Genomic DNA, 14,764 nt, shown 5'->3' with positions numbered 1-14,764 from the left:
CCGGCCAGCGCGCCGAGGCGCCGCGGCGTCAGGCGGTGTGGTCGATCACGACCTTGCCGAAGGCGTCACCGGAGTACAGCCGGGCGAAGGCGTCCTCGACCCGGCTGAACGGGACGACGCTGTCCACCACCGGGCGCACGCCGCTGTCGGCGCAGAACGCCAGCAGCTCGTACAGCTCGCCGGGCGTGCCCATCGAGGTGCCCAGAATCTCCAGCTGCATGGCGAAGACCCGGCGGAGATTGACCGACGGCTCGTGACCGGCGGTGGCGCCGGAGACCACGATCCGGGCCATCGGCGCGGCCGACTTCATCGAGTGTTCGAAGGTGGCCGCGCCGACCGTCTCGATCACCACGTCGACCCGTTCCGGCAGCCGGGCACCGGGTTCCACGGCGGTGGCGCCGAGCGCGGTGATCCGATCCCGTTTGGTGGCGTCGCGGCTGGTCGCGTACACCCGCTTGCCCATCGCGACGGCGAGGGCGACGGCCGCGGTGGCCACGCCGCCGCCCGCGCCCTGCACCAGCACGCTGTCGGCGTCATCGACGCGGCCCTTGGTGGTCAGCATCCGCCACGCGGTCAGCCAGGCCGTGGGCAGGCAGGCCGCGTCGGTCGCCGCCATCCCGTCGGGCAGCGGGACCAGGTTCGACCGGGGTACGGCGACCCGCTCGGCCAGGGTGCCGGGGAAGTACTCGGAGAGGATGGAGACCCCGCGCGGGTCACCCTGGGTGACCACCACCGGGTAGACGACCACCTCGTTGCCCTGCGGATCCACGCCGACCGCGTCGCAGCCGAGGATCATCGGCAGCTGGGCCTCGGTGAGCCCCACCCCGCGCAGTGACCAGAGGTCGTGGTGGTTGAGCGAGGTGGCCCGCAGCTGCACGGTCACCCAGTCGTCGGCCGGGCGGGTCGGCTCGGGCCGCTCACCGACAGTGAGCGCGGCGAGCGGATCGGCGTCGTCGAAGCGGGAGGCAAAGGCAGCACGCATGATCGGCACGGTAACAAGCTGAGCGCCGGTTAAGAAGGGCCTCCCCAGGCACGAGATGTTAGGAAGGGCCCCTTCTTATGCAGGAGGCGTTAAGAAGGTGTCCTTCCTTACCGGCGGGCGACGCCGTCGCGGCGGGCGGCTTCGGCGACCGCCGCGGCGACGGCCGGCGCGACGCGCGGGTCCAGCGGCGACGGGACAATCGCCTCGGCGGTCAGCGACTCGGCCACCACCCCGGCGATGGCGTCCGCGGCGGCGATCTTCATCCCCTCGGTGATCCGGGTGGCGCGCGCGTCCAGCGCGCCCCGGAACACACCGGGGAAGGCGAGCACGTTGTTGATCTGGTTGGGGTAGTCGCTGCGCCCGGTGGCGACCACCGCGACGTGCCGGGCAGCCACCTCGGGGTGCACCTCCGGGGTCGGGTTGGCCAGCGCGAACACGATTCCGCCGGGCGCCATGCCGGCGACCGCGGCCTCCGGGATCTGCCCGCCGGAGACGCCGATCAGCACGTCCGCGCCGCGCAGCGCCTCGGTGATGTCGCCGCGGCGGCCCTCGGCGTTGGTGGTCGCGGCCAGCTCGGCCTTGGTGCCGGTCAGCTCGGTGCGGTGCCGGCCGATGATCCCCTTGGAGTCGCAGACCACCACCTGGTCGGGGTTGACGCCCCCGGCGACCAGCATCTTCGTCACTGCCACGCCGGCCGCGCCGGCGCCGCTCACCGCGACCCGCAGGTCACCGAGCTTGCGGTTGAGCAGGGTGGCCGCGTTGCGCAGCGCGGCGAGCACCACGATCGCCGTCCCGTGCTGGTCGTCGTGGAAGACCGGGATGTCCAGCGCCTCGTCGAGCCGACGCTCCACCTCGAAGCAGCGCGGTGCGCTGATGTCCTCCAGGTTGATCCCGCCGAACGAGGGGGCCAGCGCCCGCACCACCGCGACGATCTCGTCCACGTCCTGGGTGTCCAGACAGACCGGCACCGCGTCGACCCCGGCGAACTGCTTGAACAGCACCGCCTTGCCCTCCATCACCGGCAGGGCGGCACGCGGGCCGATGTTGCCGAGCCCGAGCACCGCCGAGCCGTCGGTGACCACCGCGACGGTGTGCGACACCCAGGTGTAGTCGTCGACCAGGCCGGGGTCGGCGGCGATCGCCTCACACACCCGGGCCACCCCCGGGGTGTACGCGAGGGAGAGGTCCTCCCGGCTGGTGAGCGGCACCGTCGAGGTGACGGCCATCTTGCCGCCCCGGTGCAGCTGGAAGACGGGATCAGCGGGGTCCACGGTGGACGAAGGCATGGCGGTGACTCCAGGATCTGTCGAGCAGACGGGGCGGCCGGCCCGGCCGCGAGGTGGGCGGCGAGCGGTGGCACGCGGTGCGGGGGGTCACCCGGGCACTTTCCGAGCATAGTGTCGACACTGCCACTCGGATGTGAGCAGGGTCATAACGGTCGACGCGGGACCCGTCCGGGGCGCGGCCAGTAGCGAGCCACCACCCGCCCCCGCACGTCGGCCACCCCGTACGCCCGGGAGTCGTCGATGACCAGGTCGTTGTCCCCGCGCAGCCACCAGCCACCGCCCTGCGGCCGGACCGCCCGCTTCACCACCAGCAGCTCGGGGCGGGTCCGGAAGACCGCGACCACCACGTCACCGGGGCGGATCGGCCGACCGCAGGGGCGGACCAGCACCGCGTCGCCGTGCCGCAGCGTCGGTGCCATGGACGGGCCGGTCACCAGGACAGCGGTCAGCGGCCCCCGCAGCCGGGGCGCCTCCGCCGGGTGATCGGCCCGCACTGGTTTCACCTCCACCCACTTCGGGGAGCATCCCCAGGAGTAATGTCGCCTTTGATCATCGCAAACTTCCCATGGAGGATCCCGATGCGACTTCCGCGCATCCTTGCGCCCCGCGTCACCGCGAGCGCTCACTGCGACCTGCCGTGCGGCGTCTACGACCCGGCCCAGGCCCGGATCGAGGCCGAGTCGGTCAAAATGATCTGCGAGAAGTACCAGGCGAACACCGACCCGGAGTTCCGCACCCGGGCGGTCATCATCAAGGAGCAGCGCGCCGAGCTGGTCAAGCACCACCTGTGGGTGCTCTGGACCGACTACTTCAAGCCCCCGCACTTCGAGAAGTACCCGCAGCTGCACCAGCTCTTCAACGAGGCCACCAAGCTCGCCGGCTCGGCTGGGGTCAAGGGCAGCCTCGACCCGGCCACCGCCGACAAGCTGCTGCAGAAGATCGACGACATCTCGAAGATCTTCTGGGAGACCAAGAAGGCGTGACCTCACCCGTCACCCCGACGATCCGGCCGGCACGTCCTCAGGATGTGCCGGCCGTCGTCGCCATGGTCCACGAGCTGGCGGAGTACGAACGCGCCGCCGACCAGTGCCACCTCACCACCGAGCAGTTGACCTCGGCCCTGTTCGGGACCGCGCCGGCGCTCTTCGGCCACGTCGCGGTCGACGAGCACGACCAGCCGATCGGCTTCGCGCTGTGGTTCCTCAACTTCTCCACCTGGGCGGGAGTGCACGGCATCTACCTGGAGGACCTCTACGTCCGACCGCCCGCCCGGGGCACCGGCGCGGGTCGGCTGCTGCTCGCCACCCTGGCCGACCTCTGCGTACGACGCGGTTACCGGCGGCTGGAGTGGTGGATGATCGACTGGAACCCCGCCGCCGGTTTCTACGCCTCGATCGGCGCGGAGCAGATGAGCGAGTGGGTCCCCTACCGGCTCAGCGGCGACGCACTGCGCGACCTCGCCAGCCAGGCCACCGCCGCCGGCACGCGTCCGGGCGGCTGACCGGGTAGAGTCCCCGACCGGGGGGATGAGGCGTGACTCAACTGACCGGCCAGCCAGCGACCGACGACGACGTGGTGCACCTCACGGTGCCCGCCGACGGCGGTTACCTCGGCGTGCTCCGCACCGCCACCGCCGGTCTCGCGGCCCGGTTGCAGTTCGCGCTCGACGAGATCGAGGATCTGCGGATCGCGGTCGACGAGGCGTGCGCCATGCTGCTCGCGATCGCCACCCGCGACGCCGAGCTGGAGTGCCGGTTCTCGGTCACCGAGGACGCGCTGACCGTCGAGGTGACCGTGCCGACCGTGGGTGGCGCCACGCTGCCCGCCGAGTCGTCCTTCGCCTGGAAGGTGCTCACCGCGCTGACCACGTCGGCGTCCGCCACGGCCGCCGAGGGCCGGGCGACGATCTCGCTGCTCACCCGCCGCTCCGGCGGCTACTGACCGACCCGTCGCCTCGTCACACGCCGAGTGCGGTCATTCGAAACCGAGGGCCCGGGTCGTCGGGGGGCTGACCAACAGCCAGCTGACGCCGAGGCCCAGTGCCATCAGCGGCACGCCGAGCCAGCCCAGCCCGGCCTGGATCATGAACCACCCGATCGGCAGCAGCATCAGCTGGAGCACGATCGCGGGGGCGCGCGCACCGGCCTGACGGCGCAGCAGCGCGCGGCCCAGTGCCCAGAGCGCGGCCGCCGCCCCGACGGCGAACGCGGTCACCAGCAGCGCCGACAGCAGATCGCTGGTGGCGGCGGTGAGATCGGCCCAGACCAGCCAGGCGGCGATCAACCCGACGGCGACCGCCTCCGCCCACAGCAGCCGGACCGCCCAGCGGAGCGTGACGGGAATCGGGGCCGAGTCGATGGTCACGCGCGCCACGATACCCGGGCTACCGGGAGGTACAGTGCCGCCCATGCGGGCCGTCCTGGTGGTCAATCCGAAGGCCACCACCACCAGCGAACGCAGCCGGGACGTGCTTGTCCGGGCGCTGCGCAGCGAAGTCGACCTCAGCGTGCGCTACACCCGCCGGCGTGGGCACGCCATGGCGCTGGCCCGGGAGGCCGCCGCGGAGGGGGTCGACCTGGTCGTCACCCTGGGTGGTGACGGCACTGTCAACGAGGTGGTGAACGGCCTGATGACGGCCGAGCCACCCGCCGGCGCCGATGGTGCCACGCTGGCGGAGCGACTGCCCGCGCTGGCGACCGTTCCGGGTGGCTCGACCAACGTGTTCGCCCGCGCGCTGGGCCTGCCCCGGGAGTGGCCGGAGGGGACCAGCATGATCCTCGAAGGGCTGCGTCTGGGTCGGCACCGGACGATCGGGCTGGGTCGCGCGGACGACCGCTACTTCACCTTCTGCGCGGGGTTCGGCCTGGACGCCGCGGTGATCCACCGGGTGGAGCAGGCGCGCCGCCGGGGACGCGTCTCCACTCCGAGCCTCTACCTGCGTTCGATCATGAACCAGTACTTCCTCGCCTCGGACCGGCGGCACCCGGCGATCACGTTGGAGCGTCCCGGCGAGCCGGCGGAGGGCGAGCTGGCCACGGTCATCATCCAGAACACCGCGCCGTGGACGTACCTGGGCGATCGGGAGATCAACCCGAACCCGGAGGCGTCGTTCGACCTCGGGCTGGACGTGCTGGCGTTGCGTCAGCTGCGGGTGGCCAGCACGACACGGACGGTGACGCAGTTCCTGTCTCGGCGGCCGGATCCACGCGGCCGGCAGGTGTTACGACTCCATGACACGGCGGAGTTCACCCTGCTCTCCAGCCGCCCGCAGGCGTTCCAGCTGGACGGCGACTACCTGGGCGAGCGGGAGAAAGTCAGATTCACATCCGTTCCCGCCGCACTGAGAGTAATCTGCTAGGTCTCGGGTACTGCCCTAGGTCGACGCGGCCACCACAACTGCACCGACGCGGTCGCCGCCACACCGAGGGGCAGGTGCCGGAAATGTCAGCAATGTCACGTGGACTGTACTATATTGATCCTCGACTGTGGCACGGCGGGTAACCAGGAAGGCGCTGAAACCCGGACAAATGGGTTGTGGGCTTGCTCACCGCCCGGAGTTTTTCCGAGCGTCACCCTTGACATCGCGAGTGTTCGTGAAAGTATTCACAAGCGAACTTGAGTTACCGGGACATTGCCTGGATATGCTCGTCAGGTTGAGCTGTTCCAGCAGGTCCCCGGGACTAACTGCCTGCTCACGCACTGCCGAATGGACCGACGCGAACTGTCACCATCGGCACTGCGGATGCATATAGGAAAAGCACTACAAGCAATAATTGCCACCCCATCCAGAATGAGGAGTGTTGCCGCCATGGACTGGCGTCACCATGCTGTCTGCCGCGACGAGGACCCGGAGCTGTTCTTCCCTATCGGGACGTCCGGACCGGCTCTCCTGCAGGTCGAGCAGGCCAAGGCCGTCTGCAGGCGCTGCTCCGTGACCGACCAGTGCCTGCAGTGGGCGCTCGAGTCGGGTCAGGACGCCGGCGTCTGGGGCGGAATGAGCGAGGAGGAGCGGCGCGCTGTCAAGCGTCGCGGTGGCCTCCGGGTGCTGCGCGCTCACTCCGCCTGATCCCACGACACAGCTGTACGCCCCGGTGGGTCCGCCCGCCGGGGCGTTCCGCTGTCCTGCCCCCGCCGACGCGCCACACCGCACACGCCGGCGCGCGAACTCACGCACCTGACCTACCCGCCCGACCGCAACGTCCACTGACCACGGGTACCCGCTGCCCCGTACTCTGATCATTCGCAGCCAGCGACCTCGGTCACACCGCCGACGCCGAGACGCGCCGAGCGGACCGCTCGTCGCAGCGACCGGACCGCTCGTCGACCCGCCGCAGCACCAACTCGACCAGCTCCGGGGCGTCGGTCAACGGGTCGGCCACCGCCACCGCGCCGGCCGCCCGGGCCGCCTCGGCAACCGCGTCGTGAAAGAGGCCCGGCGCCAGGAAGTACCCGGCGACCGCCACCCGGCGAGCACCGACCGTCCGTAGCCGGGCCACCGCGACGCCGGTCGCCGGCGGGGCCGCCGAGGCGTACGACACCCGGCAGGGCACCCCGAACTCCGCGCCGAGCGCGTCCGCCACCAGGCCCACCGAGCCACGCGCCCCCGCGTCCCGGGTGCCCGCCGCGGCCAGCACCAGCGCGTCGAAGCGACCCGTGCACGACTCACCGAGCCGGCGCCGCAGCCCCGTCAGCAGAGCATGGTCCACCGTTCCGTCCGCCGGACCGAGCACGTCGGTCACCCGTACCGCCAGCGGAGGCCCGGCCTGCGCCGCGGCGGCGACGGCCGCCGGTATGTCGACCCGATGGTGGTACGCGGCGGTCAGCAGCAGCGGCACCAGCACCGCGCGACGATGGCCGGCCACCGCCAATCCACGCAGCACCTCGGTCGGTCCGGGCTCGGTGTGGTCCAGCCAGCTCGTCCACACCGGGGTGCCCGGACGGGCCGCCGACACCGCCCGGCCCAGCGCCCGGGTGGCCTCGGCTGCGCGGGGGTCGCGGCTGCCGTGTGCGACCAGCACCACCGGATCCGCGCCGCCGGCCGTGCGGAGGCCGGTCGGGGTCGTCAACGGGGAGGTCAGGCGTGCAGGCCGCACTCGGTCTTCTCGAACATCGCCCACCGGCCGGCCCGCGCGTCCTCGCCGGCCTTGGTGCGACGGGTGCACGGCCAGCAGCCGATCGAGCCGTAACCCTGCTTGAACAGCTCGTTGACCGGGACGTTCCAGCGGGCGATGTAGGCGTCCACATCGCCCTGCGACCAGGCCGCGATCGGGTTGACCTTGACCTTGCCCCGCCGCCCGTCGAAGGTCACCACCGGCGTGTTGGCCCGGGTCGGCGACTCGTCCCGACGCAGGCCCGCGGCCCAGGCGTCGTACCCGGTCAGCGCCCGTTCCAGCGGCTCCACCTTGCGCAGCTGGCAGCAGTCGTCGGGCGACTTGTTGAACAGCCGAGGACCGTACTGGCCATCCTGCTGACCGACGGTGAGTCGAGGCCGGATGGACCGGACGTTCACCGGGAGCGTCCGCGCCACCTCGTCCCGCACTCGGAGGGTCTCCGGGAAGTGCAGGCCGGTGTCGAGGAAGACCACGTCCACCCCGGGGGCCACCCGGGACACCAGGTGCGCCAGCACGGCGTCGGCCATCGAGCTGGTGACGCAGAGCCGGTCGCCGAAGGTCTGCGCCGCCCAGCGGGCGATCTCCAGCGCCGGGGCGCCCTCCAGCTCCCGACCCGCCTGCTCGGCCAGCGCCCGCAGCTCGTCGGGGCTGCGTCGGGCCGGATCGGCCGGTGTCGGACCGCCCGGACCGACCAGGCCCAGGCCGGCCGCGGAAACCAGACTCATCGGGTCACCGCCCGCGACAGCAGCCCGGTGAACTTCACCGAGAAGACCCGGGCGCAGGCGTGGCACTCCCAGGCGCCGTGCCCCGCCTCGTGCGGCCGCAGATCCTCCTCGCCGCAGTACGGGCAGTACAGAGGTGCCGCTCGGTTCTCGCTGCTCATCGCAGTTCCTCCTCGTCGACTCTGATCACCCAGTTGGCGAACGTCTCGCCCTCGCTCCGGCCGGCCAGGTAGCGGCGGGCCAGTCGTTCCACGTACTCGGGAAGCTCGTCGGCGGTGGTCTTCAGGCCGCGCAGCTTGCGCCCGAAGCCGGCGGTCTGCCCCTGCGCCATGCCCAGGCCGCCGCCCAGGTGCACCTGGAAGCCCTCGACGTGCCGACCGTCCGGGCCGACCACCAGCTGGCCCTTGAGCCCGATGTCGGCAACCTGGGTGCGGGCGCAGGCGTTCGGGCAGCCGTTGATGTGGATCGAGATGCCGGCGTCGAAGTCGCGCAGCCGCTGCTCCAGCCGAGCCACCAGCTCCTCGCCGCGGGCCTTCGTCTCGACGATGGCGAGCTTGCAGTACTCGATGCCGGTGCACGCCATGGTGCCGCGCCGCCAGGCCGACGGCCGGGCCTCCAGGCCGATCCCGCGCAGGGCGTCGACCAACGACTCGGTCCGCTCCGACGGCACGTCGAGCACCAGCAGCTTCTGGTACGGGGTGAGCCGCACCCGGTCGCTGCCGTGCGCCTCGACCACGTCGGCCAGCTGGGCGAGCTGCCCGCCGGAGACCCGCCCGACGACCGGGGCGGCCCCGACGTAGTGCCGCCCGTCGGCCTGCTCGTGCACCCCCACGTGGTCGATCGGCTTCGCCGGCAGGTCCGGCGCCGGGCCGTCGAGCAGCGTCCGGCCGAGGTAGTCCTTCTCCAAAACCTCGCGGAAGCGCTCCACGCCCCAGTCGGCCACCAGGAACTTCAGCCGGGCCCGGTTGCGCAGCCGCCGGTAGCCGTAGTCGCGGAAGATCCCGACCACGCCGGCCCACACGTCGGGGACCTCGGCCAGCGGCACCCAGACGCCGAGCCGCTGGGCCAGCATCGGGTTGGTGGAGAGGCCACCACCGACCCAGACGTCGAAGCCGGGGCCGTGTTCGGGGTGGTCGACGCCGAGGAAGGCGATGTCGTTCGACTCGTACGGGGTGTCCACCAGCCAGGAGATCGACGTCTTGAACTTGCGGGGGAGGTTGGAGAACTGCTTGTCGCCGACGTACCGGGCGACGATCTCGTCGATCGCCGGCGTCGGGTCGAGCAGCTCGTCGCGGGCCACCCCGGCGACCGGGCTGCCCAGCACGATCCGGGGGCAGTCGCCGCACGCCTCGGTGGTCTGCAGGCCGACCGACTCCAGCCGACGCCAGATCTCCGGCATGTCCTCGACCCGGATCCAGTGGTACTGGATGTTCTGCCGGTCGGTGATGTCGGCGGTGTCCCGGGCGAACTCCCGGGAGATGTCCGCGATGACCCGCAGCTGGGCCAGGCTGAGCTGGCCGCCGTCGATGCGGACCCGGAGCATGAAGAACTCGTCCTCCAGCTCGTGCGGCTCCAGCACGGCGGTGCGCCCACCGTCGATGCCCGCCTTGCGCTGGGTGTAGAGGCCCCACCAGCGGAACCGGCCGCGCAGGTCCTGCGGGTCGATGGAGGCGAAGCCGCGGTGCGCGTAGATGGTCTCGATCCGGGCCCGGACGTTGAGCGGGTCGTCGTCCTTCTTCATCCGCTCGTTGGGGTTGAGCGGCTCGCGGTGGCCGAGCGCCCACTGACCCTCACCCCGTGGCCGGCGCGTCGCCGCCCGGGCGGGGCGGGCCGGCGGGTCCTCGGAACGGGCCGGGATGCTGCTGACCGCCATCGCGGCGTCCTCCGTTGTCTGCGGTGCCTCGGGGCGGGCGCGGGGCGCGGCGGCCGGCCCGTCGAGAGCGGGCGGGACAACGGTGTCTGAGACAGCCGGCGCGGAGCGCGCCCGAGACAGATGGGTCGGGCGTCGTCAGTGAGCCGGACAGATCGCGCTGCGCACGCGGCCGTAATCGACGTGGCGACGAGCCACGAAGCGGCGGACGACAGCGGCGGTCATGGGGCTCATGCTGCCACACCGCATGGGGGCCGGCCAATGTGCGCGTGCCGGATCCCACATCACGGGCCGGGCTGGCCGTGACAGGCTCGGGCCGTGGGCATATTGTCCGAAAGGTCGACCGAAACGGCGCGGGCCCGGCTGCGCCGCGTTCCGGTCTGGCTTCCTCCGGCGGTGCTGACCCTGGCTGTCACCGGCACCGGGCTGGGCTCGGCCCAGCTCTGGCGCGACGAGCTGGCCACCTGGAGCGCCGCCACCCGGTCACCGGGCGACCTGGCCCGGTTGGCCGCCACCATCGACGCCGCCGCCGGCCCGTACTACCTGCTGATGCACGGTTGGCTCGCGCTCGTCGGCGACTCCACGGTGGCCCTGCGCGCGCCGGCGGCGCTGGCGATGGCCGCCGCCGCAGGGCTGCTCGCCGTCCTCGGCGCGCGGCTGGTCGACGGGCGTACCGGTCTGTCCGCCGGGCTGCTCTTCGCGCTGCTCCCCGGCACCTCCCGCTACGGCCAGGAGGCCCGCCCGTACGCCCTGGCCACCGCGCTCGCCGTCCTCGCCACCCTGCTGCTGGTGACCGCGCTGCGCCGGCCGGGCTGGGCCCGGTGGGCGGGGTACGCCGCCGCCGTGGCCGCGCTCGGGCTCACCCATCTGATCGCGCTGACCCTGCTCGTCGCGCACGCGCTGGTCGTGCTGATCGCCGGGTGGCGGGGCCGCGCCGCAGCCGGAGTGGCCGGGTCGGAAGCGGCCGGCGCGAACAGGTCGGATCGCCCGGATCGCCCGGATCGGCGAGCGTGGCGGTGGGTGGTGGCGCTGCTGCCGGCCGCGCTGCTGGTCGGCCCGCTGCTGCTGAAGGCCGGCACGCAGCGTTCCCGGCAGTTGGACTGGGTCGACCCCGCCCGGCTGGACGACCTGAGCGCGCTGCCCGGCGGGGTGGCTCAGAGCAGTCTGGTGGGCGGCCTGCTGGTCGGCCTCACCGCGCTCGGCGCGGCACGCCTCGGGCGACGGGCCCTGCTACCGCTGAGTGCGGTCCTGCTGCCCGTACTGCTGCTCTTCACCGCCGGCACGGTCGTGCCGCTGTGGGTACCTCGGTACCTGGTCTTCGTGGTGCCCTTCGCCTGCCTGCTGGCCGGCGCGGCGCTCGCCGGTGTGGCCGCGCCGGCCGCGCTGGCCGTGGTGGCCCTCACCGGGCTGCTCGGCCTGCCCGATCAGGCGGCGCTGCGGCGGACCCATGAGTGGCCGCGCAGCGCGCCGGTGGACTACGCGGGTGCCGCCCGGGTGATCGCCGACGGGCAGCGGCCCGGGGACGCCGTGGTCTATTCGCCCCGGGACAGCTGGCTCTTCCTCGATCTGGGCGTCGAGTACCACCTGGGGAACCCGCCGCGGGACGTGCTGGTCACCGAGGACGAGGTCCGTCGGGGCGACCTGTGGGCCGCCGAGTGCCCGCGACCGGCGCGATGCCTGGCCGGCACGCCACGGGTGTGGCTGGTCGTCGCCGGGCGGCACGCCGAGCCGCTGGCCACCGTGCCGGGCGCCAAGGGCGACGCGCTGCGCGCGGACTTCACCAGCGCACGTGTCTGGCAGCGACCCGGCTTGACCGTCGCCCTGCTGACCGGCCGTCCCGGCCGCTGACTGACCGCCCGTCGTGCGGGCGCGCCGGCCGCGGGCCCGTCGGGTCACGGCCATCTGGGTGAGCGTTATACCGCAGAGGTATATATGACTCACAGGTATAACCCTCACCCACACACCTGCGCCCGGAGCCGAGCCGCCCGAGCGGAACCCGGCGCCGGCGGGAGTCGCAGGTCAGGATTGCGAGCGGCCCTCGGGCGCGCTGCGAGCCAGCGGTACGACCAGCACCGCCTCCGTGCCGCCGTTGGCACCGGCGCGCAGCTCGATGGTGCCGCGCAGCTCCCCGGTGACCAGCGCGCGGACGATCTGGAGGCCGAGCCGACTGCCACGTTCGGCGTCGAAGTCCGGCGGCAGCCCGCGTCCGTTGTCCGCGACCGAGACGTGCAGCATCTTGCGGAACCGGTGCGCCGAGACCACCACCTCCGGCCGGGCCGACGGATCGGTACCGCGAACCACGGCGGGCACCACGTCGGAGGCGTCCCCCTCGTCGGCCGGTGGGAAACCGTGCTCGACGGCGTTGAGGAGCAACTCGTTGAGGACCATCACCAGCGAGGTGGCGATCTCCGCCGGCAGCACGCCGAAGCTGCCCCGCCGGCGCATGCCGACGCTCACCTCGGTCGCCGCGACCTCGGTCGCCGCGCTCGCCACCCGGTCGACGATGCCGTCGAACTCGACCGCCTCGTCGCTGGACATGGAGAGCGTCTCGTGCACCAGGGCGATCGAGGCGACCCGACGGACCGACTCCTCCAGGGCGACCCGGGCCTCCGGCATGGCCACCCGGCGGGCCTGCAACCGCAGCAGCGCGGCCACCGTCTGGAGGTTGTTCTTCACCCGGTGGTGGATCTCCCGGATGGTGGCGTCCTTGGTGATCAGTGCCCGGTCGCGCCGGCGGACCTCGGTGATGTCCCGGACCAGCACCAGCGCGCCGATCGGAACCCCGGCGGGCATCAGCGGCAACGCCCGGGTGAGCATCGTGGCGCCACGCGCGTCGATCTCCCGCCGGGGCGGCGCCTCGCCGCGCAGCGCGGCCAGGATGCCGTTCGCCGCCTCGGTGCCGTCCAGCGGGTCGCCCGCCAGCCGGCGGTGCAGCGCGGCCAGATCCTCCCCCACGAGGTGGGAGGCGTAGCCCAACCGGCGGTACGCGGACTGCGCGTTCGGGCTCGCGTAGGTGACCTTGCCGCCGGCGTCGAGCCGGACCAGGCCGTCGCCGACCCGGGGCGCGGAGGTGGTCTCGCCCGGGTGTCGGGGCGGCGGGAAGGTGCCGTCGGCGATCATCTGGGCCAGGTCGTCGGCCGTGGTCAGGTAGTTGAGCTCCAGCTGGCTGGGGGTACGCGCGGTGGAGAGGTTGGTGTCCCGGCCGACCACGGCGATCACCTCGCCGGCCTCCCCCTCGGCGGTGCGCAGCCGGACCGGGATCGCCTCGTGGCGGGCCGGTACGTCGCCGTACCAGACCGGGTCGCCCTCCCGCCAGATCCGGCCCTGGGAGTAGGCCACACCCAGGTGGGCCACCTCCGGCCCGCCGACGATCCGCCCCACCTGGTCGTCCTGGTACGCGGTGGGCGCGGTCGTCGGACGGACCTGGGCGACGCAGAGGAACGTGCCGTCCGCGTCGACCGGCACCCAGAGCAGCAGATCGGCGAAGGACAGGTCGGAGAGCAACTGCCAGTCGCCGGCGATCCGATGCAGGTGGTCGATGTCGGCCGGACGGAGATGGGTGTGCTCCTCGGCGAGGTCGCGCAGCGTGGACACGATGACCAGCGTGCCACGCCGCGTCTCACATCGTCGCGGTGACCTTCTTCAGCCCGCGCGGCGCATCCGGATCTTCGCCCCGGGTCAGCGCCAACGCCAACGCCAGCCGCTGCAACGGCAGGATGTCCAGCAGCGGGGCGTACCGCTCGTCGACCTCGGGAACGGCGAGCCGGGTGGCGCCCGGCACGTCGGCGGAGCCGACCACCACCACGTCGGCGCGGCGCTCGCCGAGGCGGGGCAGCACCTCGCCCATCGACCGGCCGCCCGGGCCCGAGCCGACCACGGCGAGCACCGGGACCTCCGGGTCGGTCATCGCGAGCGGACCGTGCAACAGGTCGGCGCCGGAGAAGGCGAGAGCCGGTAGGTACGAGGTCTCCATCAGCTTCAGGGCGGCCTCCCGTGCGGTCGGGTAGGCGTACCCGCGCCCGGTGGTGACCAGCCGGCGGGCGAAGCGGTAGCGCGGAGCGAGCTGCGCCGGGGTGTCGTCGGCCAGGGTGCGGGCGGCCAGCTCGGGCAGCGCGGCGAGCGCCTCCCGCTCGGCCGCCGGCAGCACGCCGTCGCCGGCGCGGATCCCCTCGACGAGCATCAGCAGAGCGAGCAGCTCGGCGGTGTACGTCTTGGTGGCGGCCACCGCCCGCTCGTGCCCGGCGGCGATGTCGATGCTCAGCTCGGCCACCTCGGCCAGCGGGGACCCTGGGGCGTTGGTCACCGCGAGGGTCAGCGCGCCGGAGGCCCGCGCGGCGCGCAGCACCTCGGCCAGGTCGGGCGAGCCGCCGCTCTGGCTGACCCCGACGACCAGCGCGTCGGACAGGTCGGGGCGGGCGCCGAACAGGGTGACCGCGCTGGGCGAGGCGAGCCCGGCGGGCAGCCCGAGCCGGATCTCGGCCAGGTACGCCCCGTAGAGGGCCGCGTGGTCGGAGGTGCCACGGGCGGTGAAGACCACGTGCCGCGGCCGACGCTCGGCGACGGCGGCCGCCACCCGGGCGACGTCCCCGGCGTTGGCGGTGGAGAGCAGGCGCGCGTAGCCGGCCGGCTGCTCCTCGATGTCGGCGGCCATCCCGGCCCCTGCACGCGTCACGGACACTCCCCTCTTGCGCGATTTCCGCGCGTTTCCTGCTCAGTCTTGCACCTTTGATCTGAGCAGAGCAATCGAACGAGCAGCAGTGCGCAGTTGATCACCGAAGCGTCCCAATATCAAC

At 72.8% G+C, this 14,764-nt stretch carries 16 protein-coding genes; 6 read left to right on the top strand and 10 right to left on the bottom strand.

Annotated elements, in window-relative coordinates:
- Nucleotides 1–28: 28 nt before the first annotated feature.
- From KBX63_RS06735 to KBX63_RS06725, 3 genes are all read right to left on the bottom strand, one after another.
- Nucleotides 29–991, bottom strand: a complete 963-nt coding sequence (locus tag KBX63_RS06735; RefSeq protein ID WP_210909460.1) for a zinc-binding dehydrogenase — start codon at nucleotides 989–991, stop codon at nucleotides 29–31.
- Nucleotides 992–1,089: 98 nt separating this feature from the next.
- The gene (locus KBX63_RS06730; RefSeq protein WP_210909457.1) at nucleotides 1,090–2,268 is read right to left on the bottom strand and encodes an NADP-dependent malic enzyme; all 1,179 of its coding nucleotides are present in this window, start codon (nucleotides 2,266–2,268) and stop codon (nucleotides 1,090–1,092) included.
- Between the two features lie 143 nt (nucleotides 2,269–2,411).
- Nucleotides 2,412–2,762, bottom strand: coding sequence for a S24/S26 family peptidase (locus KBX63_RS06725; protein ID WP_210909454.1), 351 nt, complete (start codon nucleotides 2,760–2,762; stop codon nucleotides 2,412–2,414).
- A gap of 84 nt (nucleotides 2,763–2,846) precedes the next feature.
- Between KBX63_RS06725 and sodN the strand changes: the two genes are divergently transcribed.
- The 3 genes from sodN to KBX63_RS06710 are packed head-to-tail and all read left to right on the top strand — an operon-like array spanning nucleotide 2,847 to nucleotide 4,209.
- Nucleotides 2,847–3,251 carry a superoxide dismutase, Ni gene (gene sodN / locus KBX63_RS06720; protein WP_210909452.1) on the top strand — a complete coding sequence of 135 codons (405 nt, stop codon included), beginning with the start codon at nucleotides 2,847–2,849 and terminating at the stop codon, nucleotides 3,249–3,251.
- Nucleotides 3,248–3,769, top strand: coding sequence for a GNAT family N-acetyltransferase (locus tag KBX63_RS06715; RefSeq protein WP_210909449.1), 522 nt, complete (start codon nucleotides 3,248–3,250; stop codon nucleotides 3,767–3,769). The genes sodN and KBX63_RS06715 overlap by 4 nt, the downstream gene beginning before the upstream one ends.
- Nucleotides 3,770–3,801: 32 nt before the next feature.
- Nucleotides 3,802–4,209 carry an ATP-binding protein gene (locus tag KBX63_RS06710; protein WP_210909446.1) on the top strand — a complete coding sequence of 136 codons (408 nt, stop codon included), beginning with the start codon at nucleotides 3,802–3,804 and terminating at the stop codon, nucleotides 4,207–4,209.
- Between the two features lie 33 nt (nucleotides 4,210–4,242).
- Here KBX63_RS06710 and KBX63_RS06705 read toward each other — a convergent pair whose 3' ends face one another.
- Nucleotides 4,243–4,632 (bottom strand): hypothetical protein, encoded by a 390-nt coding sequence (locus KBX63_RS06705; RefSeq protein WP_074314192.1) that lies wholly within the window; start codon nucleotides 4,630–4,632, stop codon nucleotides 4,243–4,245.
- 43 nt (nucleotides 4,633–4,675) lie between these two features.
- Here KBX63_RS06705 and KBX63_RS06700 point away from each other — a divergent pair, with 43 nt between their 5' ends.
- Both KBX63_RS06700 and KBX63_RS06695 read left to right on the top strand, forming a co-directional pair.
- Nucleotides 4,676–5,626, top strand: a complete 951-nt coding sequence (locus KBX63_RS06700; protein WP_210909444.1) for a diacylglycerol kinase family protein — start codon at nucleotides 4,676–4,678, stop codon at nucleotides 5,624–5,626.
- A gap of 450 nt (nucleotides 5,627–6,076) precedes the next feature.
- A complete protein-coding gene (locus KBX63_RS06695) occupies nucleotides 6,077–6,334 on the top strand; it encodes a WhiB family transcriptional regulator (RefSeq protein ID WP_007072794.1) in 258 nt (85 codons plus the stop codon).
- A 193-nt stretch (nucleotides 6,335–6,527) separates the two neighbouring features.
- Here KBX63_RS06695 and KBX63_RS06690 read toward each other — a convergent pair whose 3' ends face one another.
- The 4 genes from KBX63_RS06690 to KBX63_RS06675 are packed head-to-tail and all read right to left on the bottom strand — an operon-like array spanning nucleotide 6,528 to nucleotide 9,974.
- Entirely contained in the window at nucleotides 6,528–7,361 is an 834-nt protein-coding gene (locus KBX63_RS06690) for a sirohydrochlorin chelatase (RefSeq protein WP_374102193.1), read from the bottom strand.
- On the bottom strand, nucleotides 7,343–8,104 hold the full coding sequence (locus tag KBX63_RS06685; protein WP_210909441.1) for a phosphoadenylyl-sulfate reductase: 762 nt from the start codon (nucleotides 8,102–8,104) through the stop codon (nucleotides 7,343–7,345). The genes KBX63_RS06690 and KBX63_RS06685 overlap by 19 nt, the downstream gene beginning before the upstream one ends.
- Nucleotides 8,101–8,262: a hypothetical protein gene (locus KBX63_RS06680; RefSeq protein WP_167517323.1), complete on the bottom strand. Its 162-nt coding sequence runs from the start codon at nucleotides 8,260–8,262 to the stop codon at nucleotides 8,101–8,103. The genes KBX63_RS06685 and KBX63_RS06680 overlap by 4 nt, the downstream gene beginning before the upstream one ends.
- Nucleotides 8,259–9,974 carry a nitrite/sulfite reductase gene (locus KBX63_RS06675; RefSeq protein ID WP_210909438.1) on the bottom strand — a complete coding sequence of 572 codons (1,716 nt, stop codon included), beginning with the start codon at nucleotides 9,972–9,974 and terminating at the stop codon, nucleotides 8,259–8,261. The genes KBX63_RS06680 and KBX63_RS06675 overlap by 4 nt, the downstream gene beginning before the upstream one ends.
- 315 nt (nucleotides 9,975–10,289) lie before the next feature.
- Here KBX63_RS06675 and KBX63_RS06670 point away from each other — a divergent pair, with 315 nt between their 5' ends.
- Nucleotides 10,290–11,819: a glycosyltransferase family 39 protein gene (locus KBX63_RS06670; RefSeq protein ID WP_210909435.1), complete on the top strand. Its 1,530-nt coding sequence runs from the start codon at nucleotides 10,290–10,292 to the stop codon at nucleotides 11,817–11,819.
- 171 nt (nucleotides 11,820–11,990) lie between these two features.
- Here KBX63_RS06670 and KBX63_RS06665 read toward each other — a convergent pair whose 3' ends face one another.
- Together KBX63_RS06665 and KBX63_RS06660 are read right to left on the bottom strand one after the other, a co-directional pair.
- Nucleotides 11,991–13,565, bottom strand: a complete 1,575-nt coding sequence (locus KBX63_RS06665) for a sensor histidine kinase (RefSeq protein ID WP_210909432.1) — start codon at nucleotides 13,563–13,565, stop codon at nucleotides 11,991–11,993.
- A gap of 25 nt (nucleotides 13,566–13,590) precedes the next feature.
- On the bottom strand, nucleotides 13,591–14,622 hold the full coding sequence (locus tag KBX63_RS06660; protein WP_210910147.1) for an SIS domain-containing protein: 1,032 nt from the start codon (nucleotides 14,620–14,622) through the stop codon (nucleotides 13,591–13,593).
- Nucleotides 14,623–14,764: the final 142 nt, after the last annotated feature.

The sequence above is a fragment of the Micromonospora sp. U21 genome, from assembly GCF_018070045.1.
Taxonomy (GTDB): domain Bacteria; phylum Actinomycetota; class Actinomycetes; order Mycobacteriales; family Micromonosporaceae; genus Micromonospora.
Note: the sequence above shows the minus strand (reverse complement) of the source record. Positions and strands in the feature narration are given on the sequence as shown.